Origin of the sequence: Bradyrhizobium sp. CW1 (assembly GCF_023100665.1) — a bacterium.
In the GTDB taxonomy this organism is placed as follows: Bacteria; Pseudomonadota; Alphaproteobacteria; order Rhizobiales; family Xanthobacteraceae; genus Bradyrhizobium; species Bradyrhizobium canariense_D.
This window is the reverse complement of record NZ_CP064684.1, coordinates 1,531,136-1,555,951: the sequence shown is the minus strand read 5'-3', so window position 1 is coordinate 1,555,951 and position 24,816 is coordinate 1,531,136. Positions and strand designations below refer to the sequence as shown.

Genomic DNA, 24,816 nt, shown 5'->3' with positions numbered 1-24,816 from the left:
CATGAGCGACACTGACGGACAGGTCCCGCTGCCCGATCTCAACGGCCCGATGCCGCCTACCGGCACCGACGTCGGCTACAACGAGGACGAATACGCGACGCGCGCCGCCGCCGACCTCGAGGCCGTGTTCGACGTTCCGGTGCAGGTCTCGGCCGTGCTCGGCCGCTCCAAGATGGACGTCAGCGAGCTGTTGAAGCTCGGACCCGGGACCGTGCTCGAGCTCGACCGGCGCGTCGGCGAGGCCATCGACATCTATGTCAACAACAAGCTGGTCGCCCGCGGCGAAGTGGTCCTGGTCGAGGACAAGCTCGGCGTGACCATGACCGAAATCATCAAGACTGAACGCGCCTAAAGCGACGACGCGCGGCAGCGCGTCCAGACGGACAGGAGACTGATATGCGGCTTCTCATCGTTGGCACATTGAAGGGCCAGCTCACCACCGCCACCAAGATCGCGATGGCGAACGGCGCCACCGTGACCCACGCCGAGGATAACGAACAGGCAATGCGCGTGCTGCGCGGCGGCAAGGGTGCCGACCTGCTGCTGGTCGACGTCGCCCTCGACATCCGCGATCTCGTGATGCGGCTCGAGGCCGAGCACATCCACGCGCCGATCGTCGCCTGCGGCATCACCAACGACGCCCGCGCCGCGGTCGCCGCGATCCACGCCGGCGCCAAGGAATACATCCCGCTGCCGCCGGACCCGGAACTGATCGCGGCGGTGCTGGCTGCCGTCGCCAACGATTCCCGCGAGCTGGTCTATCGCGACGAGGCGATGGCCAAGGTGATCAAGCTCGCCCAGCAGATCGCAGGCTCGGACGCTTCGGTGATGATCACCGGCGAATCCGGGACAGGCAAGGAAGTGCTGGCTCGCTACGTCCACACCCGCTCGGCCCGCGCCAAGCGCCCGTTCATCTCGATCAACTGCGCCGCGATCCCCGAGCATCTGCTGGAGTCCGAGCTGTTCGGCCACGAGAAGGGTGCCTTCACCGGCGCGATCGCCCGCCGCATCGGCAAGTTCGAGGAGGCAACCGGCGGCACGCTGCTGCTCGACGAAATCTCGGAGATGGACGTCCGCCTGCAATCGAAACTGCTCCGCGCCATCCAGGAGCGCGTGATCGACCGTGTCGGCGGCACCAAGCCCGTCCCGGTGGACATCCGCATCATCGCGACCTCGAACCGCAACCTGGTGGACGCGGTGCGCGAGGGCACGTTCCGCGAGGACCTCTTGTTCCGGCTCAACGTCGTGAACCTGAAGATCCCGCCGCTGCGCGAGCGTCCCGCCGACATTCTCGAGCTCGCCCAGCACTTCGTGAAGAAATACGCCGAAGCCAATGGCGTGCCGATGCGCCCGATCTCGGCGGAAGCGCGCCGGGTGCTGTCCACCAACCGCTGGCAGGGCAACGTCCGCGAACTCGAAAACACCATGCACCGGTCAGTCCTGATGGCGCAGGGCGACGAGATCGGCGCCGATGCGATCCTCACGCCCGACGGCGACCGCCTCGACCTCGCCAAAACCGTGCCGGCCGTGGCCCATGCCACCATGGCCGCCGAGCAGGTGACGCGGGCCCTGGTTGGCCGCACCGTCGCCGACGTCGAGCGTGACCTGATCCTGGAGACGCTGAAGCACTGCCTCGGCAACCGGACCCATGCCGCCAATATCCTGGGCATCTCGATCCGTACGCTGCGCAACAAGCTCAACGAATATTCCGACGGCGGCATTCCGATCACGCCAGCGGGAACGCCGGGTGAATATCCACGCATGCCGATGGTGGGGGCGTAGGCGCTCTACGCTGACTGAGAGAAACGAATGCCCGGGATGGTCCCGGGCATTTTTCTTTGAGAAGAACGCAAAGCAGTCACCACAATCCGTGGCTTCCGGCGAAAGTCAGGATCCATTACTCAGTGCGAACGGTAAGCCACGCCGACCCATTCGGAGCTACTCTTCCGCCGCGTGAAGCAGTTCACAATCAAACCACAACAAGATGGTTAAAGTCCTCGAGCCGCGCGACGTGATGTCGGGCAGAGCCGCATTGGTCTCGCGAAACGTCCTTTACATCGAAAGGGCATCCCATGAAGAACTCGTCGTGGACCATCTTCCGCCTCTCATTGATTGTAACGCTGCTCGCAGCGTCGGCGCCGCTTGCGCGCGCCGACGTGATCATGGATTGGAATGCAAAGGCCGACGCGATCGCCACTGAAAAGCAAATCCTTCCAGCGCCCCACAGCCGTGCCTTGTCTATGATGCACGTCGCGATGTTCGAGGCGGTCAACGCGATCGATCGCCGGTACGCGCCTTACAAGCTTGCCCTATCCGCGGATCGTTCGACGTCGCGGGAAGCTGCGGCCGCAGTTGCGGCTCACGACGTGCTGCTGTCGCTCTATCCGGACCTCAAGCCGGAGCTGGATGCGGCGCTGACGAGTTCTCTGGTGCCGATCGCCGACGGCGAGTCCAAGATCGCGGGCATCGGCCTCGGCAAGGAGGCCGCGATGCAGATCATCGCGCTTCGTGAGAACGATGGCAGCGCCGCCCTTGAAACTTACCGGCCCCTGACAACGGCGGGTGCCTACGTTCCGACGACCGTCCCGCTGTTCTCGATCGCGGGCGCGACGACGCCCTGGGTCATGACGTCCGGATCTCAGTATCGCCCCGGCCCGCCGCCGGCGCTCGGTTCAGAGCTGTGGACCCGGGACGTCAACGAAATCCGCGAGGTCGGCAGCCGAACAAGTGTGATCCGGACGCCCGAGCAAACCACGGTCGGCGATTTTGGTTCTTTGTCGGTGCCCGCACCTACAATCCGATCGTGAGGCAGGCGGCAACGGCCAAGGGCATGGATCTCGTCGACTGCGCCCGGCTGTACGCGCTGACCTCAATTGCCGGCAACGACGCCTTCGTCGCCGTTTTCGACGCGAAGTACCACTACAATTTCTGGCGGCCGATCACGGCCATACGCAACGCCGACCTGACATCGAACGCAGCGACGCCTCGCGACGCATCCTGGCTGCCGCTGGGGGACACGCCGATGCATCCGGAATATCCCTGTGCTCACTGCATTACGTCGGCAGCGATTTCGACCGTGCTCCAGACCATCGTTGGAGATTTCGGCGAGTTCTCGGTGACCAGCCCCACGGCACCAGGCGTCACCCGCAAATGGACGCGGCTCCAGGACTATAGCGACGAAGTCTCCAACGCCCGTATCTGGGCCGGCTTTCACTATCGGTTCTCGACCGAGATCGGCAAGGAGATGGGCCGGAAGATCGGCGCGCTGACCGTCGCCACGCAGCTTCGCGGCGTGGAAGCGATGGCGGAGCCGAGGCGTTAGCCGGTTGCCACACGCTCAACTTCGTTCTGGCGAAAGCCGGGACGACGTGGAAGGCACGGTGCGTCCAATTCCGTGGACCGGCGACATGGCCGCACCGCGTTCTCCGACTAGGTCACACCGGCGCTAGGCCCTATAACCCGCGTGAGAACCACGCGAGGGTCAACATGTCTCAAGCTCAAATCACGGACTGGCTGGCGACGCAGCGGCAGGCGATGATCGACCTGCTGCGCGATGTCGTGAACATCGATTCCGGGTCGTATGACAAGGAAGGCGTCGATGCGGTCGGGGCGCGGTTCGAGCGGCATTTCGCCGAGCATGGCATTCCGTTCCGGCGCGAAAGCCATGCCACATTCGGCGATGCCATCCATGCCGAAGTCGCAAAGCCCGGCAGCAACGAGAAGCCGGTGCTGTTGATGGGACATCGCGACACCGTGTTCGGCAAGGGCGAGGCCGCGCGGCGTCCGTTCACGATTCAAGACAAGCGCGCCTATGGTCCTGGTGTTGCCGACATGAAGTCCGGCGTCGTCATGAACATATTCGTCGCAACCGCGTTCCACAAATTCGGCGGCAACCCGCACCCGATCAAGCTGCTGATCACCTCGGACGAGGAGATCGGCTCGCCCTCCTCGCGGCCGGTGATCGAGCGCGAAGGGCGCGCCGCGCGCGCCGTGTTCAATTCCGAGCCGGGCCGCCCGACCGGCAATATCGTCACGGGGCGCAAGGGCGGCATCTTCATGCATGTCGCGATCACCGGCAAAGCCGCGCATTCCGGCGCCAATTTCGCCGCCGGCGTCAGCGCGATCGGCGAGCTCGCGCACAAGATCGTCCATATCCACGCGCTGACTGATCTCGACAAGGGCATCACGCTCAATGTCGGCCTCGTCTCGGGCGGGCAGTCCGTCAACACGACGGCGCCTTACGCCGAAGGACAGATCGACCTGCGCTACGTCGATCCGGCGGACCGCGCGAGGGTGATGGCCGCGATCGAGACCATCATCGCGACGTCCTACGTTCCTGGCACCAGCGCGACGCTGACGGTCAAAGGCGAGTTCGTGCCGGTGGTACAGAGCGCCGATTCAAGGGCGCTGTTCGAGAACTATCAGGCCGCCGCAAGGCAGGCCGGCCTCACCACGCTCCAGGGCGAGTTCTCCGGCGGCTGCGCCGATTCCGGCTTCACCGCCGCGGTCGGGACACCGACCATCTGCGGGCTCGGCCCGGTCGGCGGGCTCGCGCACTCGCCGGAGGAATATCTCGAGCTCGACAGCATCGTGCCGCGCGCACAGGCGCTGGCGCTGGCGATCTTGCGGGGGTAAAAACAGGTGCCGCGCCCGCCCGCGAAAACCTCACGAATAGCTCGGCGCATCCGGCCTGCGGAAGATCTGGATGGGGTCGCCCGGCACGATCGGATGGCCGCTGAACATCGCATAGGCATAGAGCGCGAGATAGGCGATCGCGAGCGCGCCGACCGCATAGAAGGCCCAGGTCGCGACGCGTTTCATCATTGCGCTCCATTGCTGTCCCGGCGGGAGGCTCAGGCAGCGCTTCTAGAGCGATGAGGAGGAAAACGCCAGCCTGCACGGCCTGTCGCCGGCGGCGATCAAATGCCGCGCCGTACCTGGGTGGGAACGCTGACGTCCGCAAGCCGGAGTGCGTCTTCGTCCTGATCCACCGCCACGTACTGGCCGTGCCAATAGGCCAGCGCAGCGTTGCGGGTCGAATTCCTGACGTCTCTGACACGCCCGATGATGATCCCGTGCGAATGGCGCTCGAAGATCTCTTCGACCTCGCAATCGACGGCGGACAATGCGCCAACCAGCAGCGGAACACCCGAGACCGCCGTCACCCATCTGGCGCCCGCGAAACGATCGGCACCCTTGAGCCCGCCCTTGCCGGCAAAGCGCTCGGCGATGTCGAGCTGATCGGCCGCGAGGATGTTCACGCCGAAGGCGCCGTGGCGCCGGATCAGCGGGAAGGAGGAGGCGTCGCGGTTGATGCTGACGATCAGCGTCGGCGGATCGACCGAGAACGAGCTGACCGAGGTGACGGTCATGCCGGTGATGTCCTTGCCCCGTCCGGCGGTGATGACGCTGACGCCGCCGGTAAGGTGGCGCATGGCGCCGCGGAAATCGGCGGAGGAGACGGCATTTTCGGTCATGAGATCGCGGGGCACTACATTCATGGCTTCGTCCCCAAGCGGGGTCCCTGTCTATCTAGGTACGATCGTCCGCCGACAAAAGGTGGCTCAGGATCGAGCCTTCGAGACCCGCGAGCTCGGCCGAACCGCGTTGGCGGGGCCGGGCCGTGTTAACCACGACGTCATGGGCGATCCGCCCTTCCTCGATCACCAGCACCCGGTCGGCCAGCGCGACCGCCTCGGCGACATCGTGGGTCACCAGGATCGCGGTAAAGCCCTGGTCGCGCCAGACGCGCTCCAGCAACCGTTGCATCGAGATGCGGGTCAACGCGTCCAGCGCGCCAAGCGGCTCGTCGAAGGCGAGCACGCGGGGGCGCGAGACCAGCGCGCGGGCAAGCGCCACGCGCTGCTTCTGGCCGCCCGACAGCACCGAGGGCCACTGGTCGCGCTTGTCGGTCAGTCCGACTTCGGTCAACGCCTTATCGGCGCGTGTATGCGCATCACTGGATGGACGATCGCGGCCAAGGCCGACCTCGACATTGGAGAGAACGCGGGCCCAGGGCAACAGCCGAGGCTCCTGGAACATCACGCGGATATCCTCGGGCTTCACCGCGTCGCCCAGCGAGATGCTGCCGGCTTCGAACTTCTCCAGGCCGGCGATGAGGCGCAGCAGCGTGCTCTTGCCGCAGCCGCTCTTGCCCACGATGGCGACGAACTGGCCGGCGGGGATCTGCAGGTCGATGCCACGCAGCACCTCGTTGTCGCCGTAGGATTTGCGCAGGCCGCAGATGCTGAGCGGCAGGCCAGAGGTCTGCACCGGGCGCTCCTCGCGCACGACGCGGGCGTGAGGCGCGAAATTGGCCCGGCTGGCGAGTTCGGTGTCCGGAAGGGAGGTACGAAGGGCTGTCTGCATGTGATTCCCAGTATGTCTGCTCAGCGTTTCCAATAAGCGGGGTGCCAGGAGAGCGTCAGGCGCTCCAGCACGCGGGAGGCGCTGTCGGCGAGCTTGCCGAGCAGCGCGTAGATCAGGATCGAGAGCACCACGACGTCGATCAGCATGAACTCGCGCGCCTGCATCGCCATGTAGCCGAGCCCCGAGGACGCCGCGATGGTCTCCGCGACGATCAGGGTCAACCACATGATGCCGAGGGCGAAGCGGATGCCGACGAAGATCGAGGGCAGCGCGCCCGGGAAGATCACGCGGCGGAACAGCTCGCCGTCGCTCATGCCGTAGATCCGCCCCATCTCGATCAGCTGCGGGTCGACGGTGCGGATGCCGTGCAGCGTGTTGAGGTAGATGGGGAAGAACACGCCGAGCGCGACCAAAAACAGCTTCGCGCTCTCGTCGATGCCGAACCACAGGATGACCAGCGGGATCAGCGCCAGATGCGGCACGTTGCGCACCATCTGCAGCGTGGTGTCGGTGAGCTTTGACGACAGCTGCGACAGGCCATTGGCGAGGCCGAAGGCAAAGCCGATGCTGCCGCCGATCAGGAAGCCGATCGAGGCGCGCCAGAACGAGACCCAGATGTTGCGAACGAGCTCGCCGGAGAGCAGCAGCTTCCAGCCCGCAAGCAACACGTCGCTCGGCGCCGGCAGCACCCGCGTCGGCACGAAGCCGGTGACGCTGGCGACCTGCCAGATCGCAATGATGGCGAGCGGCACGATCCACTGGATCAGGCCGTCGACGCGCGGCAGGCGCAAACTGCGGGGAAGTGAAACGCTGTCGATCAGACTCATGACTGCGACACCTTCTGTTGCGGACGGAAGTCGCTGCCGACCGTTTCACCAAAAGGACCACCGTTGAAGTGCAGCCTGGTCACGTTGCTGGGCTGCTCCAGCGAGAGCAGCGGAAACACCAGCTCGGCGAAACGATAGGCTTCTTCCAGATGCGGGTAGCCCGACATGATGAAGGTATCGATGCCGATGTCCTGATACTCCCGAATGCGGGCCGCGACCGTCTGGGCGTCGCCGACCAGCGCCGTGCCAGCGCCGCCGCGCACGAGGCCGACACCGGCCCACAGGTTCGGCGCGATCTCGAGCTTGTCGCGCTTGCCGCCGTGAAGCTGCGCCATGCGCTGCTGGCCAACCGAATCCATCCGCGCAAAGTTCTTCTGCGTGGTCGCAATGGTTTCGTCGCTGACGTGCTTGATCAGCTCATTCGCCGCACGCCAGGCCGCGTCATTGGTCTCGCGGACAATCACGTGGAGCCGGATGCCGAAGGATAGTTTTCGACCGCGAGTTGCTGCGACCTCCCTCACCCTCGCGATCTTCTCGGCGACTAAGGCCGGCGGCTCGCCCCAGGTGAGATATTTGTCGACGGTGTCGACGGCGACGTCGATACCGGCATCCGACGAACCGCCGAAATAGAGCGGCGGACGCGGCGACTGAACCGGCGGAAACAGCAGCTTGCCGCCTTCGACATGGATGTGCTTGCCCTCGACATTGACGGTCTTGCCGGCGAGCAGCTCGCCATAGACGTTGAGGAACTCGCGGGTGACCTCGTAGCGCTCGTCATGGGCGAGGAAGATGCCGTCGCCCTTGTTCTCGACGGGATCGCCGCCGGTGACGACGTTGACCAGGAGCCGGCCGTTGGTGATGCGGTCCAGCGTCGCGGTCATGCGCGCGGCCACGCTCGGCGATTGCAGGCCGGGCTTGACCGCCACGAGATAGCGCAGCCGCTCGGTGAACGGCGCGACCGAGGAGGCGACGATCCAGGAATCCTCGCAAGACCGCCCGGTCGGCAGCAGCACGCCGAAATAGCCGAGCTGGTCGGCGGCCTGCGCGATCTGGCGCAGATAGTTGAAATTGACCTCGCGGCCGCCGATGCCGGTGCCGAGATAGCGGCCGTCGCCATGGGTCGGCAGGAACCAGAGGATGTTGGCGTTCGCTTGCTTGCTCATTTGTTTGCTCATGATCCTGGCTTCCGGGCCACGTCGGAAATCTTGATGGATTTGGGAATCAGGTTGAGCGCGAAGAACGCGTCCGCAACCTGCTGCTGATTGGCGATGACGGCATCGGTCAGCGGCTTGATGCCGTAGGATTGCCGCTTCAGCGCGACCTCGACCACCGGGACTGACAGGCCGATGGACGGCGCCAGCTGCTCGGCAACTGCGTGGATGTCGCCCTTGGCCCAGTCATCGACCGCGCTCAGCTCGGCCAGCACGGCGTCGACGATCCTCGGATTGGTTTCGAGGAATTTCTTCGAGGAGAAATAGAACTGGTAGTTGGCGACGATGCCGGTGCCGTCGGCGAGCGTGCGGGCGCCGGTCGCGGCTTCCGCGGCGGCCTGGAACGGATCCCAGATCACCCACGCATCGACCGCGCCGCGCTCGAAAGCGGCGCGCGCATCGGCTGGTGCGAGAAACACCGGCTCGATCTCGGAATATTTGACGCCGGCTTTCTCCAGCGCCTTGACCAGGAGGTAGTGGACATTGGAGCCCTTGTTGAGCGCGACCTTCTTGCCTTTGAGGTCGGCGACCGATTTCAGCGGGCTGTCTTTTGGCACCAGGATCGCCTCGCCCTTCGGCGCCGGCGGCTCGTAGGCGACATACTGGATCGGCGCGCCGGCGGCTTGCGCGAAGATCGGCGGGGCTTCGCCGGTGTTGCCGAAATCGATCGCGCCGATATTGAGCGCCTCGAGAAGCGGCGGGCCGGAGGGGAATTCGGTCCACACCACCTTGTAGCCGTCGGCAGCTAACTTCGGCTCCAGCGTGCCCTTGCTCTTGAGCAGCACCAGCTTGCCGTATTTCTGGTAGCCGATGCGGACGACCTTGTCCTGTCCGTAGGAGGTGCCGACCGCGGCGGCGACGATGCCGATCGACAGCACGATGGCTGCGATCAGACGCTGGATGATACGCCTCATGTTCAAACCCTTTTGAATGGGAAGGCTGGTTGGCACGATCAGGCTGCCGGGTTGCGCCAGACGATGTCGCGGATCACGATCGGCTTCGGGATCAGGCCGAGCTTGTGGAAGCGGTCGGCGACGCCCTGCTGGGTCGTGACGATGTCGTCGGTGACCGGGCCGACCACGAAATTCGCGCGATTGGCGGCGACGGTCTGGATGTCCAGTGGAACGCCGGTGACCGCGGCGAGCGATTTGGCGACCTCGTCGCGGTGCTGTTCGGCCCATTGACCAGCCGCGGTCGTCACATCGATGATCTGCTGCAGGATGGCGCCGTGATTCCTGGCGAATTCGCGGTTGGCGATGAAGAAGGAATTGGTCTTGGTGACTTCGCGCGCATTGATCAGGATGCGGCCGCCCTGCTTGGTCTCGCCGATCGCGAAATACGGATCCCAGATCGCCCAGGCCTCGATGCTGCCATTGGCAAAGGCAGGCCCGGCATCCGGCGGCGTCAGATAGACCGGCGTGATATCGGCATAGGTCAGGCCGGCTTTCTCGAGCGTCTGCACCACGATGTTGTGGGCGCTGGAGCCCTTGGTGAAGCCGACGCGCTTGCCTTTCAAGTCGGCGATGCCGCGGATCGGCGAATCCTTCGGCACCAGGATGCCCTGCCCGTTGGTGATGGGCTGGCCGGCGGCATAGACGATCGCCGCGCCCGCGGCCTGGGCGAACACCGGCGGGGAGTCGCCGACCGCGCCGAAATCGATGCTACCGACATTCATTGCCTCCATCATCGGAGGCCCCGACGAGAACTCGACCCATTTCACGTCGATGCCCAGGGGCGCGAAATGCTTTTCCAGGGCGGCCTGCTGACGCGTGATAACCAGCACGCCGGTCTTCTGGTAGCCGACACGAATGTCCTTCACCGCGCCTTGTGACGTTGCTTGCGCGTTGGCGTGCGAAACGAATGCGGCGGCTGCCGCAGTTCCAACGGATAGTTTGAGAAAATCCCGACGTTGCATCCGACACTCCCGGCCGCGTGCGGCCGTCCTTCATTCGTGCTCGGGAATGATGGGGCGGCTTATCGGAGGTGTCGAGACGCGCGGAAAAATAGCGATGCATGCACTGCGCACGTGGCGGAGCGCATGATTAATCTTTCGATCCACGGAGCGAACGCAGGGGATATTTTTCCGCACGCGAATGTGAAAAACGCACGCAACCGAGCCGAGAAATTAAAAATCGCGAAAACAACCCCATGCACAGTAGCCGGGGCGCGCGAAAACAATGACTTACGCTTATCCGAAATTGACCTTGACTCGTCGGGCAAAACAGGAGCAGGATGGCATCGTGGCGGCGTTGCGGATGGACCGGTCCCTGCCGGCCTAATGCAGCCATCTCACCGGTAGATTCTGCAGCCCGCGAAAGGCCCATCCGCCGATCCGTACCGGCTCGTCGTCGGCGATCTCGAGCCGGCCGGCACGGGCGAACAAGGTCGGCAGTGCGACGTCGGCAATCATGGCGCGCGAGGCCCAGGCGCCGGCGCAGAAATGCGGACCGGCGCCGAACGCGACGCTCTTGGCCGTATCACGCCGCACGTCGAACTGGTCGGCGCGCTCAAAATGCTTCTCGTCGCGGTTGGCGGAGCCGAACATGAGGAATACGCGTTCATCGGTTTCGAACGCGACGTCGCGGATCGTCCACGGCTTTGCGATGCGCCGCGGCGACATGCCGATCGGCGAGATCCAGCGGGCATATTCCTCGAAGGCCTGGAGCCACGTCACCTCGCCCTTGCGCACGAGATCGAGCTGGTCGGGATGGGTCAGCAGCGCCCACACCGTGCCGGCGATCGCCTTGCGCGGCTCGTTCTGGCCGCCGGAGATCGCGAGCTTGACGTTGGCGCGCACGCTCTCCATCGCCATGCCGGACGCGAGGAGCACGCCGAGGATACTCTGGTCGGGATGCTTGCGCATCACCGGCAGGATGTCGTCGATCGCGGCATCGATGCCCGACGTCGCTGCATGGCAACGCGCCTCGACGGCCGCGTCGCCGCTGTAATTGGCGATGCCCTCGATCATGCCCTGTGACCAGGCGTCCATGTCCGCAAAGCCGATATTGGTGAGGCCGGTGATCGACTTCAGGCATTCGCCGGAGAACGGCAACGCGAAGTCGCGCATGAAATCGATCCGCCCGGGCTCGATCGCTTCGATGATGCGGTCGGCATGGGCCTGGAACAGCGCGGCCCAGTGCGCCTTCACCGTCTTCGGCGACACCGTTGGAAACATCGCGCGGCGCTCGACCTGATGCGCCTCGCCGTCCTTGCGCATCATGTTGTGGCCCATCAGCCGGTTCATCAGGCCCGCGGGCTGGTGCGAGGAGAACACGTCGATCTGCTTCTCGGAGATCGAGATATCGTCGCGGCTCGTCAGCAGTGTCGAGCCGAGCTGCGGCACGAAGGCGATCGGCGCCTCCTTGCGCATCGTTGCCAGCATCGGATATGGATCGGCCCAGAATGCGGCCGGGTCGATGTCGATGCGCGGCGCGGTGCTCAAGCTTCGCTCCATTGCTGTTCGCCACCGAGGTTAGCGGCTTCAGGAGGCGCCGTCTGTCCCCAGCGATTGGGACAGCTTCAGTTCAGGCCGCGCGGGCCGGCGAGCAGGCGCAGCACGATCGCAAACAGCTCGCTTTGTGACGAGATGCCGAGCCGCTCATAGGCGCGCTTGCGATAGGTTAGCGTCGAATGCAGGCTGATGCCGAGCGTCTGCGAGATCGCCTCGGAGCTGAAGCCGGAGAGGATGCGCCGGCAAACGTCCTGCTCGCGCGGGGTGAGGCTGGCGAGCGGCGCGCGCGTCGCGAAGAGCGCGGCGAGAGACTGCTCGGTCGTCGCAGCCGAGCCGTGCTGGAAATGGCGTGCCACGCTCGCACTGATGGCCGGTGCGATGGCCTGAAGCCGCGCACGCTGGGGGGCGCTGAAGCGGCCCTGGACAGCGATGCGATAGAAATTGACGTAGAAGCAGGTGTCGTCGACCCAGATCGCGGTCGCGCATTTGTCGACGATGCCGGAATCCACAAAGAACATTTTTCGGTAGCGGGCGCCGTACATGCGCGGCGCGAAGGCGGGCAGCACGAGCGTGGCGCGGCCCTCGCCTTCGAACAGCGCATCGCGGTTGGGATCGGATTGGTGGAACTGGCCGGCATAGGCAGCGCCGAGATCGCCGCCGATCGGGATGTTGCCGGCATCGAGCAGGCAGTGTGCGGCGCCCGCGCGGCTCAGCGCGAACACCATGCAATGCCCGACCCCGGCCTGCCGACGCAACGTCTCGATCAGGACATCAGGGAAATCCGGGCGACCGATGGCAAGCACGGCGGGCGTGACATCCCCAGCTGCCGGATTTGCGGGCGTCCCGCGAGGGCGCATCGTTTTCTCCCCATCGCCTTTTGACGAAATTTATCAGCAATGGCCGCGCAGCGGAAGGCGGGTGTCGCCCGATATCTCCTGCCACGTCGCCGAGCCGGCGGACGAAGGGGCTCAGGAAGCACTTTTGGCAGAATCCTGTCCATTGCTTTTCCCTTGGCCAGCTCATCGATCAGCTTGTCCAGGTAGCGGATCTCTCGCATCGTGGGTTCTTTGACGTCCTCGACCCGGACGCCGCAAACCACGCCTGTGATCAGGGTTCGCGAAGGATTGATCTTTGGGGCCTTCGCAAAGAAGGTTTCGAAGTCCGTCCCCTGCTCCAGTTGAGCTTCCAATTCCGTCTGACCATAGCCCGTCAGCCAGGAGATGACCTGATCGACCTCTGCTTTGGTACGTCCTTTCTTCTCCGCCTTCGCAACGTAAAGCGGGTAAACGCTTGCGAAGCTGGTGGTATAGATCCTGTGTTTCGCCATAACCACTCCATGGATCTCGCTGCGGCCGAAGGCCTTATACGATATCATCGATGGAGTTGCCTGTAGAGGTTCTGACTGAGAAGCCCCGCGAAGCAATATACGGCGGCAAATGCGCTCCATCAAAGCGCCAGTGATATCGGTCACTGAGCGTTCAAGGCAGTTGCGGCACTCTGCATCGTGCCAGCGCAACCACGTTCCGGGCGGCCGCTGAGGTGACTGTCTCGACAGTGTTTTGCCGGCACCCCCTGCTAGGTTAGCAGAATTCGCACCCAGCAGGGTATGCTCGGATGTGAAGCTTACTCCAAGGCAAAGGCGCAGCTATGTTCAAGGTCGAACCCACGCTTGAAAATCTCGCATCGCATATCCAGCGGCAGGACCGGTCACTGAAGGCTATGAGTTGGAGCGTTTTGGGGGCTACGATCCTGGCGGCTGCGGCGATCATTTCATCGCAATGGCATGCGACCGCTAATGCCGATACAGTCAAGGCCAAGACCCTGTCTGTGGAAACAATTGCCTTACGAAATGGCACCGGCAAAATCGTCGCCTTGATCTCATCCACTTCCGACGGAACGCCGCACATCTCGCTCTTGGATAGCCGCGAGAAGGTGCGTCTCAGCATCGGGCTTCGCCAGGATGGCGTACCTTCGGTGTCGCTCCTCGATACGGAGCAGGGTCAGCGGGCAGTGCTGTCCCTGAACGATCATCAGGATGCGTCCTTGACGATGTACAATGCTGCAAAACTTCCCCGTGCGACGCTCGCTGTGGACTCCGTCAGCTCGGGTCACATGGTTCTCTTCGGGACCGGCGGTGGTCTAAACTTCTCCGCTTTGGATGGCCGCGTGCAGTGGACTCCGGCGGGCGGAGCCGTTCAGAACATCCAGACGAAAACCCAATCCAAATAAACTCAGCCGGCCGCAGCGGCGAAAGACCCTACCCCGCCGCCGCCTTCGCCGGCGGAACGTTGATCGCGAGCTTGCCATAGCGGTCGGTGAACGCCTGCGTGTCGATCTCCTCGAGCTTGATCTCGCCGCTCATGACGCCCTGCTTCCAGGCCGCCTGCGCGGGATCGTTCTGGAATTCCGGCATCACCTCGCGGCCGAACAGCTCCAGCGATTCGCAGATGTGCTCGTGGCTGTTCTTGCCCGCCTGGTTCAGCAGGATGACCTGGTCGATATGCGAGCCCTGGAAGCGCTTTAGCTTCCTGCGGATCGTCTCGGGCGAGCCGATCAGTCCGCCGCGCAGCGCAGCCTCCTGCGCCTCGGGATTGTCGCGTTTCCACTTGTTGTACTCGTCCCACATGTTGACGGTATAGGGCGCCGGACGCTGGCGATTCTGCGACGCGCCGTAGAAGCGTAGCGCGAACTGGAAGAAGGTGGCGCCGTCGGCGCGCGCACGCGCCTCCTCGTCCGTCTTTGCGCACATGAAGAACGACACCAGCGCCATGTTCGGGTTGATCTCGTAGTCGGCGAGCTTGGCGAGACGCTTGGTCATGGCGTTGTAATAGGCGTGCACCCAGGCGTGCGCGGCGTCTGCGCTGACGAACTGGAAGCCGAGCGCACCAAAGCCCTGGCGGCCGGCGCGCTCGATGGTCGGCAGCTGCGAGCAGGCCATCCACAATGGCGGATGCGGCTTCTGCACCGGTTTTGGCACGACGTTGCGCAACGGGATGTCGAAATATTTGCCGTGGTGCTCGCTTCCTGCGTCCTTGAACATCGGGAAGATCGCGGCGACGGCCTCCTCGAACACCTCTTTCTTGGTCTCCATGTCGCGGCCGAACGGCGTGAGCTCGGTGATGGAGGCGCTCTCGCCCATGCCGAATTCGCAGCGGCCGTTGGAGAGCAGATCGAGCACCGCGACGCGCTCGGCGACACGTGCGGGGTGGTTGGTCGTGAGCTGGAGGATGCCGTGGCCGAGCCGGATGTTCTTGGTGCGCTGGCTCGCGGCTGCGAGAAACGATTCCGGCGAGGGCGAATGCGAGTATTCTTCGAGGAAGTGATGCTCGACAACCCAGGCGTGGTCGTAGCCGAGGCTGTCTGCGAGTTCCATCTGCGACAGCGCGTTCTGATAGAGGCTGAGCTCGTCGCCGGCCACCCACGGCCGTGGCAGTTGCAGCTCATAGAAGATGCCGAACTTCATGACGCCGTCTCTCCCAGGTTTTGTTGCAAGTTTTCTTGCAAATTTTCTTGCCGCTTATGTTTTTGTTGCGGGCATCTTAATGGGCGGGGCGGCGCTGTCTACGCAGTCGCAATTCCGCCTTGCGGGAGAAGGTGCTTTTCGGCGCGGCGGCCATTCAGGACCACGCCGATGAAGGTGAAGCGCACCAGCAGATGATAGCTCGCCAGCATCGGAGGAAGCGCGACGACGAGAAGAACACCGAACTTGATCAGACCGGGCCAGTCGAGCTGCGACAGCGCGACCTGCAGCGCCATCACGATCGGCAGGTGGATCAGATAGACCCAGTAGGATGCATCGGCGAGATAGCGCCAGGTCGGGCTGAAGCCGGACATGAAGCGGAGCGCGAGGCCGATGACCGCAAAGGTCGAAATCCATATCGCCGGCGCATACAGGATCACGGAGACAAGCCGGAGCGTGGCGAAGCCGAAAGGCAGTTTCAGTGCCCCCGGCGCGGACGTCATCGCCCCAACCAGCACGAAACTGATCAGGATCAGAGTGATTGCGAGCAGAAGATGCGGGAGCCAGCGCCGCTCAATCAGTCGCAGCAGATCGATCTGCCGATGCAGCAGCCAGCCGATCGCGAAGGCGGTGCCGAAGCCAATCCAGGCCTGCGCGTTGGTGACGAGCGATTGATCCGGCGTCCTCACGCCCGTCACGTTGATCCAGCGTTGGTCGAGGCAGAAGGCGGCGCCGATCGGGATTGCCAGAACAAGGGGGGCCAGCGGACTTTTCATGATCCCGGCGAAGACGCGGTCAATCACCGCTCGCCACCTGCCTGACGCATCTAGCCAGACAAATGCGCCGCGCAGCAGCAGCACGACGACATAAAGCTCCAGCAGCACATAGATGAACCAGAGATGGGTCAGGGGGAAATTCGGCAGCACCGGTGGCCAGCTGCGGGACCAGCCGCCGTTCGGGAAATGAGACGCCCAGATCGCGATGAAGTACATGGGCGTGAACAGGATCGGCCAACCCGTGCGCAACTATCCGGAGCAGCCGCCGGTGATCCCGCACACGATCGACGGCTATCAGATCGACCTCAACGGCAACAAGTGCCTGTCCTGCCATGCGCGGGCGCGCATCGCGGAATCGCAGGCGCCGATGGTCTCGATCACCCACTTCATGGACCGCGACGGCCAGTTTCTGGCTTCGATCTCGCCGCGCCGCTTCTTCTGCACGGAATGCCACGTGCCGCAGAACACCGCCAATCCGCCCGTCAGCAACGACTTCACCGACATCGACACGCTGCTGTCGCGCGCAAGCCCCGGTGGCCGCCGATGACGACGACCGCTGATGAACCCGGCGAGGGACTGAAGGCCAGACGCGGCTTCGTCGCGCGAAGCTGGGACTTCGCGCGCGAGCTCTGGCAGGTGCTGATCCGTCCAAGCTCGGTGTTCGGGCTCGGCGTGCTGGTGCTGGCGGGCTTCATGGCCGGCGTGATCTTCTGGGGCGGCTTCAACACCGCGCTGGAATTGACCAACACCGAAAAATTTTGCACCGGCTGCCACGAGATGAAGGACAACGTCTTCGCCGAGCTGAAGTCGACCATCCATTTCGCCAACCGCTCCGGCGTGCGCGCGACCTGTCCGGATTGCCACGTGCCGCACAACTGGACCGACAAGATCGCCCGCAAGATGCAGGCCTCCAAGGAGGTCTGGGGCAAGATCTTCGGCACGATCGACACCCGCGAGAAATTCCAGGATCACCGGCTCGAACTGGCGGCGCATGAATGGGCGCGCTTCAAGTCCAACGATTCGCTGGAATGCCGGAACTGCCACAGCGCCGATTCCATGGACATCACCAAGCAGTCGCCGCGCGCCTCGGTCGCGCACCAGCGCTTCCTGTTCACCAAGGAAAAGACCTGCATCGACTGCCACAAGGGCATCGCCCACCATCTGCCCGACATGCGCGGCGTTCCCGGCTGGCAATAGGGCGCCCCGCCCGGCTTGAACCAGCGGTGCGAATGGTTAGTTTTGGGGCTGGCGAATCGCTCCGTTTTCGCCCCCTCCTCAAGACAGACATGGCCACATTCACCCCGCATCAGGATGCCGCGCTCAAGGCCGTTGGCGACTGGCTCAAGGCCAAACCCGGCCGCAACGGCACGCCGCCGGTGTTCCGCCTGTTCGGCTATGCCGGCACCGGCAAGACCACGCTGGCGCGGCACATCGCCGACGGCGTCGACGGCGAGGTGAAGTTCGCCGCCTTCACCGGCAAGGCGGCGCTGGTCATGCGCAACAAGGGGTGCGACGAAGCCTCCACCATCCATTCGCTGATCTACCGCACCCGCGAATCCGGTGAGGAGCAGCCCAGCTTCGAGCTGTGGGACGACGCCCCGGCCTCCAAGGCCAAGCTGATCGTGATCGACGAATGCTCGATGGTCGATGCCGAACTGGGCCGCGACCTGATGTCGTTCGACTGCCCGCTGCTGGTGCTGGGCGATCCCGCGCAGCTGCCGCCGATCCAGGGCGGCGGCTTCTTCACCAATACCGAGCCCGACGCGATGCTGACCGAGGTGCACCGCCAGGCCCAGGACGATCCGATCGTGCGGATGTCGATGGACGTCCGCGAGGGCCGCGAGCTCGACATCGGCCGCTACGGCGAGAGCGAGGTGGTGTCGCGCAAGGAGCTCGACCCTGATCGCGTCATGGCCGCCGACCAGGTGCTGGTCGGCCGCAACAACACGCGACGCGCGTACAACATGCGGGTGCGCCAGCGCCAGAACATCGAGGACATCTTCCCCGTCGCCGGCGACAAGCTGGTCTGCCTGCGCAACAACCGCAAGAAGGGCCTGTTCAACGGCGGGCTGTGGCGCGTGAAGTCGCGCAACACCTCGCGCTCGAAATCCCGCATTCTCAGCATGAGACTGTCGCCGGACGAGGATCTCGGCCACAAGGTGACCAAGGTCTCGGTGCGCGCCGATTGCTTCGAGGGCGGCGTCGAGGCGATCGCCTGGGAGCAGCGCAAGCCCTATGACGAGTTCGACTACGGCTACGTGCTGACCGTGCACAAGTCGCAGGGCTCGCAATGGGACGACGTCGTGCTGTTCGACGAGAGCTTTGCGTTTCAGGAGAGCCGGGCGAGGTGGCTGTACACGGGCATCACGCGGGCGGCGAAGCGGCTGAGCATCGTGGTTTGAAACTGCGGTAGTCCGGATGGAGCGCAGCGTAATCCGGGGTTAGCTCCGCGATCGTGATTCCCGGATTTCGCTGCGCTCCACCCGGGCTACGAAGTCACTTCCCCGCGACGAAATAAAAATCCTCGCGCCCCGGCGGCGAGCCGTAGGAAAACGGCTGCTGCTCGTGCTTGGTCACAAGCCAGACATCGTCGCGAACGATGTCGAACAGTTTTCGGATCTCGACGCGCGGCATCTTGATCTCGCGAGCGAGCGCGGTGGCGAACGGGCTGTCGGCGCCGCCGTCGCCATCCATCGCGGTCTCGCCGTGCTTGGCGGCGTAGACCACCATGAAGCCGGCGCCCGGCTCGATGTTGGAAAAGCCCTTGTCCACGAGCTTGAGCGACAGCGTGCGCTGCATGGTCGGCGCGAACGGATTGTCGCGACAGGCATCCAGCATCACCAGACGCACTTTTCGCGCAGCGCCCACCGCCGCGATCACCTGCTCCAGCGCGACCGCCTGGGTCTCGGCGTCCCTGTCGGCGGCGAGCTTGGCGTCGACGGGAACGAGATAATTCACGCCGCCGATCTCGAACCCGTGGCCGGCATAATAGACCACCGCCCAATCCGCCTTCTCCGCCTCGGCGGCAAACGTCTGCAACGCTTCGAAGAACTTGTCGCGGGTGAGGTCGCTGACGGATATCACGGTCTGGAAGCCGACATCGCGCAGCGCGGCTGCGATCATTTTCGAGTCGCGTGGCGGATTGGGCAAGGCGTGGACGTTCTTGTAGGCGCCGTTCCCGATCACCAGCGCCACACGGCGCCCCGTGGATCCGGCCGGTGCCTGCGGGGTCAGCGCGGCCAATCGCTCCTGCGCGATCGCGCGGGCGCGCGCGACGTCGAGCTCGTCGAACTTCGTCAGCGAATAGGCCGCCGCACGATAGTCGGCACGGGCCTGGGCGAGATCCTTCTTGCGCTCGTAGATCTGGCCGCGACCTGAATGTGCCCGGACGTTGTTCGGGTTGATCTGGATGGCCGTGTTGTAGTCCTTCAGCGCGGCGTCGAAATCGCCCTTCAACATGTTGACGTCGGCGCGATTGTTGATCGCGTACGTGTTCTTCGGCTGCTTCTCGATTAGGCCGTTGCAGTCGGCGAAGGCCTGGTCGAACTTGCCCATCATGCCGTAGGTGATGCAGCGGTTGCCGGTGATCTGCTGCGCGGCCGGTTCGATCTTCTCGGCCTCCGCGAAATCGGCAATCGCGCCGTCAAAATCCTGCATCAGCGTGCGCACGCGGGCGCGGTTGGTGTAGCCGAGCAGGAACCTGGGCGCGTATTTGATCGACAGGTTGAAATCGTCGAGCGCGCTTTGCAGCGCACCCCGGCGCAACTGGATGACGCCGCGGTTGTTGTAGGGGACACCGTAGGTCGGGCGCTTCTGGAGCGCGAGGTCGTAGTCCGCCATCGCATGATCGTCCTGGCCCGTCCGCTCATAGGCGAGGCCGCGCAAATTGAGCGTGACGACGTTGTCGGGATCGAGGTCGACGGCCATGGACAAGGTCTCGATGGCGTGGCCGTAGTCGCGCTTGTTGAGCAGTGTGTTACCGCGCACGGAGAGCGCGATGGCCTTGTCCTTGCCGGTGAGCCGGTCGGCGTTGAGCAGCTTGTCGCAGGCCTGCGCCCTCGCCTGTGCATCCGCCTGGCGGTCGCGGCAAATGGCGAGGTCGTCGCCGGGTTGCGGTTCGGCCGCCGCGAGCGAGCTCCAGCCGGCCAGGATGGCGAGCACGACGACGAGGGTCAGGGATGCCACGCGCAGCATGTTGTCAGGTCAGCTCCAGCCACGATTCTCTTAAGTCGATCACCGATCGCGCCGGTTCATCTAGCGCGGAGTTCCGGTCGTCGCCAAGCCGGGCCGCTGGAGGCGGCGCGTTTCACGGACTCGTGTCCCTCCGGCCGTAACAATCGCCCGGTCCGCCCGTATCTCGAATGTCCGAAAATGCCGGGCAGGCTGTTCGCCCGGCCCCAACCGCCCTAGACTGTCAGACCTTCCGAAAGAGGATCGCCATGCGCCGACCTGCCGTCCTGTCCCTGCTCGCCGCAACCACCGCACTGACGCTGGCCTTTGCCGCGCCGACCCGGGCCGCAGAGGATGCGGTCGTGATCCCCGCTCCTGCCGTTGATGTGGCCCCCGCAAGCGGGATCCAGACCGCCGTGATCGCCGGCGGCTGCTTCTGGGGCGTGCAGGGCGTGTTCCAGCACACCGCGGGCGTCGTCAACGCGGTCTCCGGCTACGCCGGCGGCACCAAGGCGACGGCCGACTACCAGACCGTCTCGAGCGGCCGGACCGGCCACGCGGAATCCGTCGAGATCAAATACGACCCCAAGAAGATCTCCTACGGCAAGATCCTGCAGATCTACTTCTCGGTGGCGCACGACCCGACCCAGCTCAACCGGCAGGGCCCCGACACCGGTCCGCAATATCGCTCGGCGATCTTCACCACGTCCGACGAACAGAAGAAGGTGGCCGAGGCCTATATCGCCCAGCTCAACGGCGCCAAGGTCTTCAGCAAGCCGATCGCGACCAAGGTCGGCGCGCTGGAGGCATTCTATCCGGCGGAGGCCTATCACCAGGATTATCTGACCCTGCACCCGAACCAGCCCTATATCGCCTACAACGACCTTCCGAAGGTCGAGAACCTGAAAAAGCTGTTCGCGGATAACTATATCGAGAAGCCGACGCTGGTGAGCGCCAGCAAGGCCACCAACTGAAAAAACGGGAGACCCATGCCCGACACCAAGACGAAAACCACGGACGACAAGGTCATCAAGAGCGAAGAGCAATGGCGCAGCGAGTTGTCGCCGATGCAATTCGCGGTGCTGCGCGAGAAGGCGACCGAGCGTCCCTTCTCCGGCGAATATGAGCACGACCACCGCGCCGGCACCTACACCTGCGCCGGGTGCGGCAACGTGCTGTTCGAGTCCGACGCGAAGTTCGATTCCGGCTGCGGCTGGCCGAGCTTCACCCAACCCGCCGTCGAGGGCCATATCGAAGAGGAGCGGGACGTCAGCCACGGCATGATCCGTACCGAGGTGCTGTGCGCCAAGTGCAGCGGTCATCTCGGCCATGTCTTCCCCGACGGCCCGGGACCGACGGGCTTGCGTTACTGCATCAATTCCGCCGCGCTGAAGCTCGAACCCAAATAAACCTTGCGCGGCGCCGAGTTCCGTCATGGAACCCGGCGCCGCGATGTGCTTTTCTTCCCTGGTGGTGCGGCTGGCCATGGCGTGGCGGCGGCCGCCAGGGAGGATGCCATGACGCTTGGGACCATCCTGATCATCCTGGTGATCATTTATCTCGTCGGCGGCCTGTCGGGCCGCTTCGGCGGCTACGGCTACGGAATGGGTCATTCCGGCATGGGGATCGGCGGCCTCGTCCTGGTGGTGCTGCTCGTGCTGCTGCTCCTTGGCAAGCTGTAGACCATTCAAGTCGCTGATATTCCTGCAATTTCCCGGGCTGCGGAGCTGCCATGCGCAGATTCATCATCTCGCATCGCGGGGGTCGCAATTTTGTCAAAACGGGCTATATTAGAGGACGAAAATGACATGTGCGGCGCCCACTCAATCGTGGCCTCTGCCCGTCCCAACCCCACGCGCTTAAAGCCCCAGAGAGATCACGAGGTCTTTGACCATGCGTCCACTGCGTCCGTTCAACTTCAACACTTCCGCCGAACTCTTCCCCGCTGCGATCCGCAAGAAGAAGCGTGCAGGCTTCACCTATCGCCGGTTCGGCACCGCGGCCGAAGCCGTCCAGTTCGCGATGGAGCAGTTGCCGACGGATTCGCTGAACGGCGCCTATCTCCAAGTCGAAGAAGCGCGCTTCGACCAGAACGGCATCCGGTCGCTCTATGAGAGCGAAGCCTTCCCGCTGCCCCGCCACCGCAAGCCGGTGGAAGCCAGCACCGACGCTGCCGACGCGGCGTAAGTTTTCGTCACGCGCTCCGATGTGCGCTGAAAGCGCGATGGCCCGAAAGGCCGTCGCGCTTTTTGCGTTTTGGGGCGTGTCAGATGCGAGGCTGCTTGTCGAGCCAGCGGCGGAGCAGGCGCACGTTGCGCATGTTGGCACGGAACATGACGTCGAATGCGTCGCCCGCGAACGGGACGATACCGACGACGCCGTCGAGGGCGACATTTCCGAGCATGCGCGCGGTGATGTACCAGGGCGCCCCGAGCGCCCTCGCCTCTTGCACCAGCCAGAGCGAGATCGCGGTGGTGATGATGTCGCCGACGACGGGGATCAACCCGATCAACCCATCGATGCCATAGCCGATGTTGGTTCCGGGCAGCACGAAGGCGACGTCGAGCAGCTTTGCGATCGCCTCGATCCGCGCGATCCGCTGCTCGCGCGTTAGATTGCCAAACGGGTTGCCGGCGAAGGGACTGTCCTTCCCGAACTCGAAGCGAAATTCGCGAAAGCCCTGCCCCAGCGTTTCGGGCCGGATCTCGTGACCGTCCTGATCGATGATCGGCCCACGCCCGTCGGTGCCCGAAGAGGCCGCACCCGAGCGGCTTCCCGAACGGGATCGACGCGGAGCAAGAATATCGTCATCGGACATGGTCATGGCCTGTAGGGAACGCGCCAGCGCGGCGGAGGTTGCTGCGGCGTGATCGAAGGTCGCGCCCTCAAGTCTGTGCCGCCGCCGGCTGCGGCTCCGCGACATATTTATGCACGAGCCAGGATGAAATCACCGCCGGCACGAACCCGACGAGGCCGTACAGGATGAACTGCACCGCGCCCGAGTCCGGCCCGCGCGAGCTGTAGGTCAGCGAGGCCAGGATGAAGGCGAACACGCCGACCAGCAGCATCCGCAGCACCGGGCCGATCCGGCGGACGTGGACCAGGATATCGTCGACCGCACCGATCATCAGCGAGGGCAGGAAGCCGAACAGATAACTGTATTGCAAGGATTTGAAGAACACCGCGAACAGCTTGCCGACCTCAGCGAGACTGGTCTGGGTCCAATAGCCGGACTGATAGGTCGTCGTCAGCAGCAGCAGGAACCCGCCCACGAACGGGCCGACCAGCGCAAACACGAGATAGCGTTTCATCAGGCACCCTCATCCTTCACCTTACTATAGCAGCGCCGCGGGAACCTTGAATAGCGGGGGTGCGGGCTCTGCGCTGGGAACAAGCGGCATAGCGACGGACTTGAAATTCACCTCTCAGATTTGGAGCCGCCGATGTCCCGCAAACTGTTCTTCCTGGCGACGATCGCACTGACGGCCGTGAGCGGCCTGTCGAACGCGCCCGCTCTCGCACAAGGCCATATGGGTTCGCCGCAGGAGCAGCAGGCCTGTTCGCGGGACGCCTCGCGCTTCTGCCGCAAGGACCTCGGCAATGACGGTGCGGTGCAGGCCTGCCTGCAAGCCAACCGGACCAAACTGTCGCGGTCTTGCAGCAAGGTCTTTCAGAGCCACGGCATGTGAGGACCGGAACCATCCCCGGCGAACGGAGAGTGAAGCCATGTTGCGCGACGAACAGCTCTCGATCCTCAGGGACATCAGCCAATCCATCGCCTTTGCCGACGACCGGCACGGCAAGATAGGCGAGCTGATCGCCGACGGTTATGTGATGAAGGACGGAGATCTGTTCGAGCTCACGGCAAAGGGCGTTACGGCGGTCGAAGAGCATGCAGCGCTTGGCGCAAGCGATGTGGAACAAGCGAGCGTATCCTCCGATCGGTTGATCTGATCGCACGCGAGTCGCGTTGTGCGTGACGTGCGCGCAACAATTGCGAATTCCTTTTTGCCTGCCATTGCGGTCGCGCAACAATGGCGCATACTTGGCTCGGGCGGCGCAGCACTTTTCGATTCGAACATCACCAGAGATCGAGCAACCACATGCGGGATTGAGGTCCCGGCGTGATGGCTGAGACATGCGGCAGGTCAAGCCGCGTGCGGCGCCCCAAAACCAAGTGGCTCAAGCCCACGGAACTCGGGGACGCATTCTACATGACACGCAATCAGACGATCGCAACTCTCTTCGCCCTCGCCACCACCGCCATCGCAATCCCGACATCGCCAAGCTTCGCGTTCTCGTCCGAAGCGCAGCAGATGTGCTCGGGCGATGCGATGCGGCTGTGCTCCAGTGAGATCCCCGACATCCCCAGGATCAGGGCCTGCATGGTGCAGAAGAAGGCTCAGGTCAGCCCGGGCTGTCGCGCCGTGATGGACCGCGAGCACGCCGCCGCGACAGGATCGCGCAAGCGGGAAGCAGCCGCGCAATAGAGAGAGCGTATCTGCGGCCATCCTGAGGGCCCGCCCAAGGGGCGGGCCCTCAGGATGAGGTC

The 24,816-nt window shown here is 64.1% G+C and carries 29 protein-coding genes and 2 pseudogenes; 16 read left to right on the top strand and 15 right to left on the bottom strand.

What is annotated here, in order from left to right:
• Position 1 precedes the first annotated feature (1 nt).
• From fliN to IVB54_RS07485, 5 genes are all read left to right on the top strand, one after another.
• Positions 2-352 (top strand): flagellar motor switch protein FliN, encoded by a 351-nt coding sequence (fliN, locus tag IVB54_RS07505; protein ID WP_007596160.1) that lies wholly within the window; start codon positions 2-4, stop codon positions 350-352.
• Positions 353-396: 44 nt separating this feature from the next.
• A complete protein-coding gene (locus IVB54_RS07500; RefSeq protein WP_026232617.1) occupies positions 397-1,782 on the top strand; it encodes a sigma-54 dependent transcriptional regulator in 1,386 nt (461 codons plus the stop codon).
• Positions 1,783-2,072: 290 nt separating this feature from the next.
• Complete coding sequence (locus tag IVB54_RS07495; protein WP_247777120.1) at positions 2,073-2,807, top strand: hypothetical protein; 735 nt, start codon at positions 2,073-2,075, stop codon at positions 2,805-2,807.
• Entirely contained in the window at positions 2,804-3,322 is a 519-nt protein-coding gene (locus IVB54_RS07490) for a vanadium-dependent haloperoxidase (protein WP_247777119.1), read from the top strand. The genes IVB54_RS07495 and IVB54_RS07490 overlap by 4 nt, the downstream gene beginning before the upstream one ends.
• A gap of 164 nt (positions 3,323-3,486) precedes the next feature.
• Complete coding sequence (locus tag IVB54_RS07485) at positions 3,487-4,635, top strand: M20 family metallopeptidase (protein ID WP_085349193.1); 1,149 nt, start codon at positions 3,487-3,489, stop codon at positions 4,633-4,635.
• Positions 4,636-4,665: 30 nt separating this feature from the next.
• Here IVB54_RS07485 and IVB54_RS07480 read toward each other — a convergent pair whose 3' ends face one another.
• From IVB54_RS07480 to IVB54_RS07435, 10 genes and pseudogenes are all read right to left on the bottom strand, one after another.
• Complete coding sequence (locus tag IVB54_RS07480; protein WP_018453881.1) at positions 4,666-4,824, bottom strand: hypothetical protein; 159 nt, start codon at positions 4,822-4,824, stop codon at positions 4,666-4,668.
• Positions 4,825-4,919: 95 nt separating this feature from the next.
• Positions 4,920-5,501 carry a flavin reductase family protein gene (locus IVB54_RS07475; RefSeq protein WP_026232615.1) on the bottom strand — a complete coding sequence of 194 codons (582 nt, stop codon included), beginning with the start codon at positions 5,499-5,501 and terminating at the stop codon, positions 4,920-4,922.
• A 31-nt stretch (positions 5,502-5,532) separates the two neighbouring features.
• On the bottom strand, positions 5,533-6,369 hold the full coding sequence (locus IVB54_RS07470; RefSeq protein WP_018453879.1) for an ATP-binding cassette domain-containing protein: 837 nt from the start codon (positions 6,367-6,369) through the stop codon (positions 5,533-5,535).
• A 20-nt stretch (positions 6,370-6,389) separates the two neighbouring features.
• Complete coding sequence (gene ssuC, locus IVB54_RS07465; protein WP_018453878.1) at positions 6,390-7,196, bottom strand: aliphatic sulfonate ABC transporter permease SsuC; 807 nt, start codon at positions 7,194-7,196, stop codon at positions 6,390-6,392.
• Entirely contained in the window at positions 7,193-8,359 is a 1,167-nt protein-coding gene (gene ssuD, locus IVB54_RS07460) for an FMNH2-dependent alkanesulfonate monooxygenase (RefSeq protein ID WP_247777118.1), read from the bottom strand. Before ssuD ends, ssuC begins: the two co-directional genes overlap by 4 nt.
• An 8-nt stretch (positions 8,360-8,367) precedes the next feature.
• Positions 8,368-9,321 carry a sulfonate ABC transporter substrate-binding protein gene (locus IVB54_RS07455; protein WP_018453876.1) on the bottom strand — a complete coding sequence of 318 codons (954 nt, stop codon included), beginning with the start codon at positions 9,319-9,321 and terminating at the stop codon, positions 8,368-8,370.
• 38 nt (positions 9,322-9,359) lie between these two features.
• On the bottom strand, positions 9,360-10,322 hold the full coding sequence (locus IVB54_RS07450; protein ID WP_026232614.1) for a sulfonate ABC transporter substrate-binding protein: 963 nt from the start codon (positions 10,320-10,322) through the stop codon (positions 9,360-9,362).
• Positions 10,323-10,682: 360 nt separating this feature from the next.
• Complete coding sequence (locus IVB54_RS07445; protein WP_247294072.1) at positions 10,683-11,849, bottom strand: cytochrome P450; 1,167 nt, start codon at positions 11,847-11,849, stop codon at positions 10,683-10,685.
• Positions 11,850-11,926: 77 nt separating this feature from the next.
• On the bottom strand, positions 11,927-12,715 hold the full coding sequence (locus IVB54_RS07440) for a helix-turn-helix transcriptional regulator (RefSeq protein WP_026232612.1): 789 nt from the start codon (positions 12,713-12,715) through the stop codon (positions 11,927-11,929).
• Positions 12,716-12,843: 128 nt separating this feature from the next.
• Positions 12,844-13,185, bottom strand: a pseudogene (locus IVB54_RS07435) (DUF2200 domain-containing protein); the annotation flags it as partial.
• A 320-nt stretch (positions 13,186-13,505) separates the two neighbouring features.
• On the opposite strand from IVB54_RS07435, the gene IVB54_RS07430 reads away from it, so the two are divergent.
• Positions 13,506-14,087 carry a hypothetical protein gene (locus IVB54_RS07430; protein ID WP_018453871.1) on the top strand — a complete coding sequence of 194 codons (582 nt, stop codon included), beginning with the start codon at positions 13,506-13,508 and terminating at the stop codon, positions 14,085-14,087.
• A gap of 28 nt (positions 14,088-14,115) precedes the next feature.
• On the opposite strand, the gene IVB54_RS07425 is transcribed toward IVB54_RS07430, so the two are convergent.
• On the bottom strand, positions 14,116-15,321 hold the full coding sequence (locus IVB54_RS07425; RefSeq protein ID WP_018453870.1) for an LLM class flavin-dependent oxidoreductase: 1,206 nt from the start codon (positions 15,319-15,321) through the stop codon (positions 14,116-14,118).
• A gap of 98 nt (positions 15,322-15,419) precedes the next feature.
• The gene (locus tag IVB54_RS07420; RefSeq protein ID WP_247376466.1) at positions 15,420-16,343 is read right to left on the bottom strand and encodes an acyltransferase family protein; all 924 of its coding nucleotides are present in this window, start codon (positions 16,341-16,343) and stop codon (positions 15,420-15,422) included.
• Here IVB54_RS07420 and IVB54_RS07415 point away from each other — a divergent pair.
• The 3 genes and pseudogenes from IVB54_RS07415 to IVB54_RS07405 all read left to right on the top strand — a co-directional run.
• Positions 16,336-16,641: pseudogene (locus IVB54_RS07415) on the top strand (nitrate reductase cytochrome c-type subunit); the annotation flags it as partial. The gene IVB54_RS07420 and the pseudogene IVB54_RS07415 sit on opposite strands and share 8 nt — an antisense overlap.
• Positions 16,638-17,291, top strand: a complete 654-nt coding sequence (locus tag IVB54_RS07410) for a NapC/NirT family cytochrome c (protein WP_018453867.1) — start codon at positions 16,638-16,640, stop codon at positions 17,289-17,291. The pseudogene IVB54_RS07415 and the gene IVB54_RS07410, both read left to right, overlap by 4 nt.
• 89 nt (positions 17,292-17,380) lie before the next feature.
• Positions 17,381-18,496 carry an ATP-dependent RecD-like DNA helicase gene (locus tag IVB54_RS07405; protein ID WP_018453866.1) on the top strand — a complete coding sequence of 372 codons (1,116 nt, stop codon included), beginning with the start codon at positions 17,381-17,383 and terminating at the stop codon, positions 18,494-18,496.
• 94 nt (positions 18,497-18,590) lie between these two features.
• On the opposite strand, the gene IVB54_RS07400 is transcribed toward IVB54_RS07405, so the two are convergent.
• Positions 18,591-20,288, bottom strand: coding sequence for a caspase family protein (locus IVB54_RS07400; protein ID WP_085359416.1), 1,698 nt, complete (start codon positions 20,286-20,288; stop codon positions 18,591-18,593).
• A 245-nt stretch (positions 20,289-20,533) separates the two neighbouring features.
• Here IVB54_RS07400 and msrA point away from each other — a divergent pair, with 245 nt between their 5' ends.
• The 4 genes from msrA (at position 20,534) to IVB54_RS07380 (ending at position 22,451) form a co-directional block, all read left to right on the top strand.
• Positions 20,534-21,238 (top strand): peptide-methionine (S)-S-oxide reductase MsrA, encoded by a 705-nt coding sequence (gene msrA, locus IVB54_RS07395; RefSeq protein WP_018453864.1) that lies wholly within the window; start codon positions 20,534-20,536, stop codon positions 21,236-21,238.
• Positions 21,239-21,253: 15 nt separating this feature from the next.
• Positions 21,254-21,673 carry a peptide-methionine (R)-S-oxide reductase MsrB gene (gene msrB / locus IVB54_RS07390; RefSeq protein ID WP_018453863.1) on the top strand — a complete coding sequence of 140 codons (420 nt, stop codon included), beginning with the start codon at positions 21,254-21,256 and terminating at the stop codon, positions 21,671-21,673.
• Between the two features lie 108 nt (positions 21,674-21,781).
• A complete protein-coding gene (locus IVB54_RS07385; protein ID WP_083926348.1) occupies positions 21,782-21,946 on the top strand; it encodes a DUF3309 family protein in 165 nt (54 codons plus the stop codon).
• A 211-nt stretch (positions 21,947-22,157) separates the two neighbouring features.
• The gene (locus IVB54_RS07380; protein WP_007596188.1) at positions 22,158-22,451 is read left to right on the top strand and encodes a hypothetical protein; all 294 of its coding nucleotides are present in this window, start codon (positions 22,158-22,160) and stop codon (positions 22,449-22,451) included.
• A gap of 79 nt (positions 22,452-22,530) precedes the next feature.
• On the opposite strand, the gene IVB54_RS07375 is transcribed toward IVB54_RS07380, so the two are convergent.
• Positions 22,531-23,088, bottom strand: a complete 558-nt coding sequence (locus IVB54_RS07375) for a DUF4112 domain-containing protein (RefSeq protein ID WP_247294068.1) — start codon at positions 23,086-23,088, stop codon at positions 22,531-22,533.
• Between the two features lie 61 nt (positions 23,089-23,149).
• On the bottom strand, positions 23,150-23,575 hold the full coding sequence (locus tag IVB54_RS07370) for a DUF5413 family protein (protein WP_085349175.1): 426 nt from the start codon (positions 23,573-23,575) through the stop codon (positions 23,150-23,152).
• A 132-nt stretch (positions 23,576-23,707) separates the two neighbouring features.
• On the opposite strand from IVB54_RS07370, the gene IVB54_RS07365 reads away from it, so the two are divergent.
• The 3 genes from IVB54_RS07365 to IVB54_RS07355 all read left to right on the top strand — a co-directional run bounded on the left by IVB54_RS07365 (position 23,708) and on the right by IVB54_RS07355 (position 24,754).
• Positions 23,708-23,953, top strand: a complete 246-nt coding sequence (locus IVB54_RS07365; protein WP_026232611.1) for a cysteine rich repeat-containing protein — start codon at positions 23,708-23,710, stop codon at positions 23,951-23,953.
• A 37-nt stretch (positions 23,954-23,990) separates the two neighbouring features.
• Positions 23,991-24,218: a hypothetical protein gene (locus IVB54_RS07360; protein WP_018453858.1), complete on the top strand. Its 228-nt coding sequence runs from the start codon at positions 23,991-23,993 to the stop codon at positions 24,216-24,218.
• A 260-nt stretch (positions 24,219-24,478) separates the two neighbouring features.
• Positions 24,479-24,754: a hypothetical protein gene (locus IVB54_RS07355; protein ID WP_051112961.1), complete on the top strand. Its 276-nt coding sequence runs from the start codon at positions 24,479-24,481 to the stop codon at positions 24,752-24,754.
• The last annotated feature ends 62 nt before the right edge of the window (positions 24,755-24,816 follow it).

Coding starts and splice junctions, on each gene's coding strand:
- fliN (WP_007596160.1), top strand. CDS start 2: ATGAGCGACACTGACGGACAGGTCCCGCTGCCCGATCTCAACGGCCCG.
- IVB54_RS07500 (WP_026232617.1), top strand. CDS start 397: ATGCGGCTTCTCATCGTTGGCACATTGAAGGGCCAGCTCACCACCGCC.
- IVB54_RS07495 (WP_247777120.1), top strand. CDS start 2,073: ATGAAGAACTCGTCGTGGACCATCTTCCGCCTCTCATTGATTGTAACG.
- IVB54_RS07485 (WP_085349193.1), top strand. CDS start 3,487: ATGTCTCAAGCTCAAATCACGGACTGGCTGGCGACGCAGCGGCAGGCG.
- IVB54_RS07480 (WP_018453881.1), bottom strand. CDS start 4,824: ATGATGAAACGCGTCGCGACCTGGGCCTTCTATGCGGTCGGCGCGCTC.
- IVB54_RS07475 (WP_026232615.1), bottom strand. CDS start 5,501: ATGAATGTAGTGCCCCGCGATCTCATGACCGAAAATGCCGTCTCCTCC.
- IVB54_RS07470 (WP_018453879.1), bottom strand. CDS start 6,369: ATGCAGACAGCCCTTCGTACCTCCCTTCCGGACACCGAACTCGCCAGC.
- ssuC (WP_018453878.1), bottom strand. CDS start 7,196: ATGAGTCTGATCGACAGCGTTTCACTTCCCCGCAGTTTGCGCCTGCCG.
- ssuD (WP_247777118.1), bottom strand. CDS start 8,359: ATGAGCAAGCAAGCGAACGCCAACATCCTCTGGTTCCTGCCGACCCAT.
- IVB54_RS07455 (WP_018453876.1), bottom strand. CDS start 9,321: ATGAGGCGTATCATCCAGCGTCTGATCGCAGCCATCGTGCTGTCGATC.
- IVB54_RS07450 (WP_026232614.1), bottom strand. CDS start 10,322: ATGCAACGTCGGGATTTTCTCAAACTATCCGTTGGAACTGCGGCAGCC.
- IVB54_RS07440 (WP_026232612.1), bottom strand. CDS start 12,715: ATGCGCCCTCGCGGGACGCCCGCAAATCCGGCAGCTGGGGATGTCACG.
- IVB54_RS07430 (WP_018453871.1), top strand. CDS start 13,506: ATGTTCAAGGTCGAACCCACGCTTGAAAATCTCGCATCGCATATCCAG.
- IVB54_RS07425 (WP_018453870.1), bottom strand. CDS start 15,321: ATGAAGTTCGGCATCTTCTATGAGCTGCAACTGCCACGGCCGTGGGTG.
- IVB54_RS07410 (WP_018453867.1), top strand. CDS start 16,638: ATGACGACGACCGCTGATGAACCCGGCGAGGGACTGAAGGCCAGACGC.
- IVB54_RS07405 (WP_018453866.1), top strand. CDS start 17,381: ATGGCCACATTCACCCCGCATCAGGATGCCGCGCTCAAGGCCGTTGGC.
- IVB54_RS07400 (WP_085359416.1), bottom strand. CDS start 20,288: ATGCTGCGCGTGGCATCCCTGACCCTCGTCGTCGTGCTCGCCATCCTG.
- msrA (WP_018453864.1), top strand. CDS start 20,534: ATGCGCCGACCTGCCGTCCTGTCCCTGCTCGCCGCAACCACCGCACTG.
- msrB (WP_018453863.1), top strand. CDS start 21,254: ATGCCCGACACCAAGACGAAAACCACGGACGACAAGGTCATCAAGAGC.
- IVB54_RS07385 (WP_083926348.1), top strand. CDS start 21,782: ATGACGCTTGGGACCATCCTGATCATCCTGGTGATCATTTATCTCGTC.
- IVB54_RS07380 (WP_007596188.1), top strand. CDS start 22,158: ATGCGTCCACTGCGTCCGTTCAACTTCAACACTTCCGCCGAACTCTTC.
- IVB54_RS07375 (WP_247294068.1), bottom strand. CDS start 23,088: ATGACCATGTCCGATGACGATATTCTTGCTCCGCGTCGATCCCGTTCG.
- IVB54_RS07370 (WP_085349175.1), bottom strand. CDS start 23,575: ATGAAACGCTATCTCGTGTTTGCGCTGGTCGGCCCGTTCGTGGGCGGG.
- IVB54_RS07365 (WP_026232611.1), top strand. CDS start 23,708: ATGTCCCGCAAACTGTTCTTCCTGGCGACGATCGCACTGACGGCCGTG.
- IVB54_RS07360 (WP_018453858.1), top strand. CDS start 23,991: ATGTTGCGCGACGAACAGCTCTCGATCCTCAGGGACATCAGCCAATCC.
- IVB54_RS07355 (WP_051112961.1), top strand. CDS start 24,479: ATGACACGCAATCAGACGATCGCAACTCTCTTCGCCCTCGCCACCACC.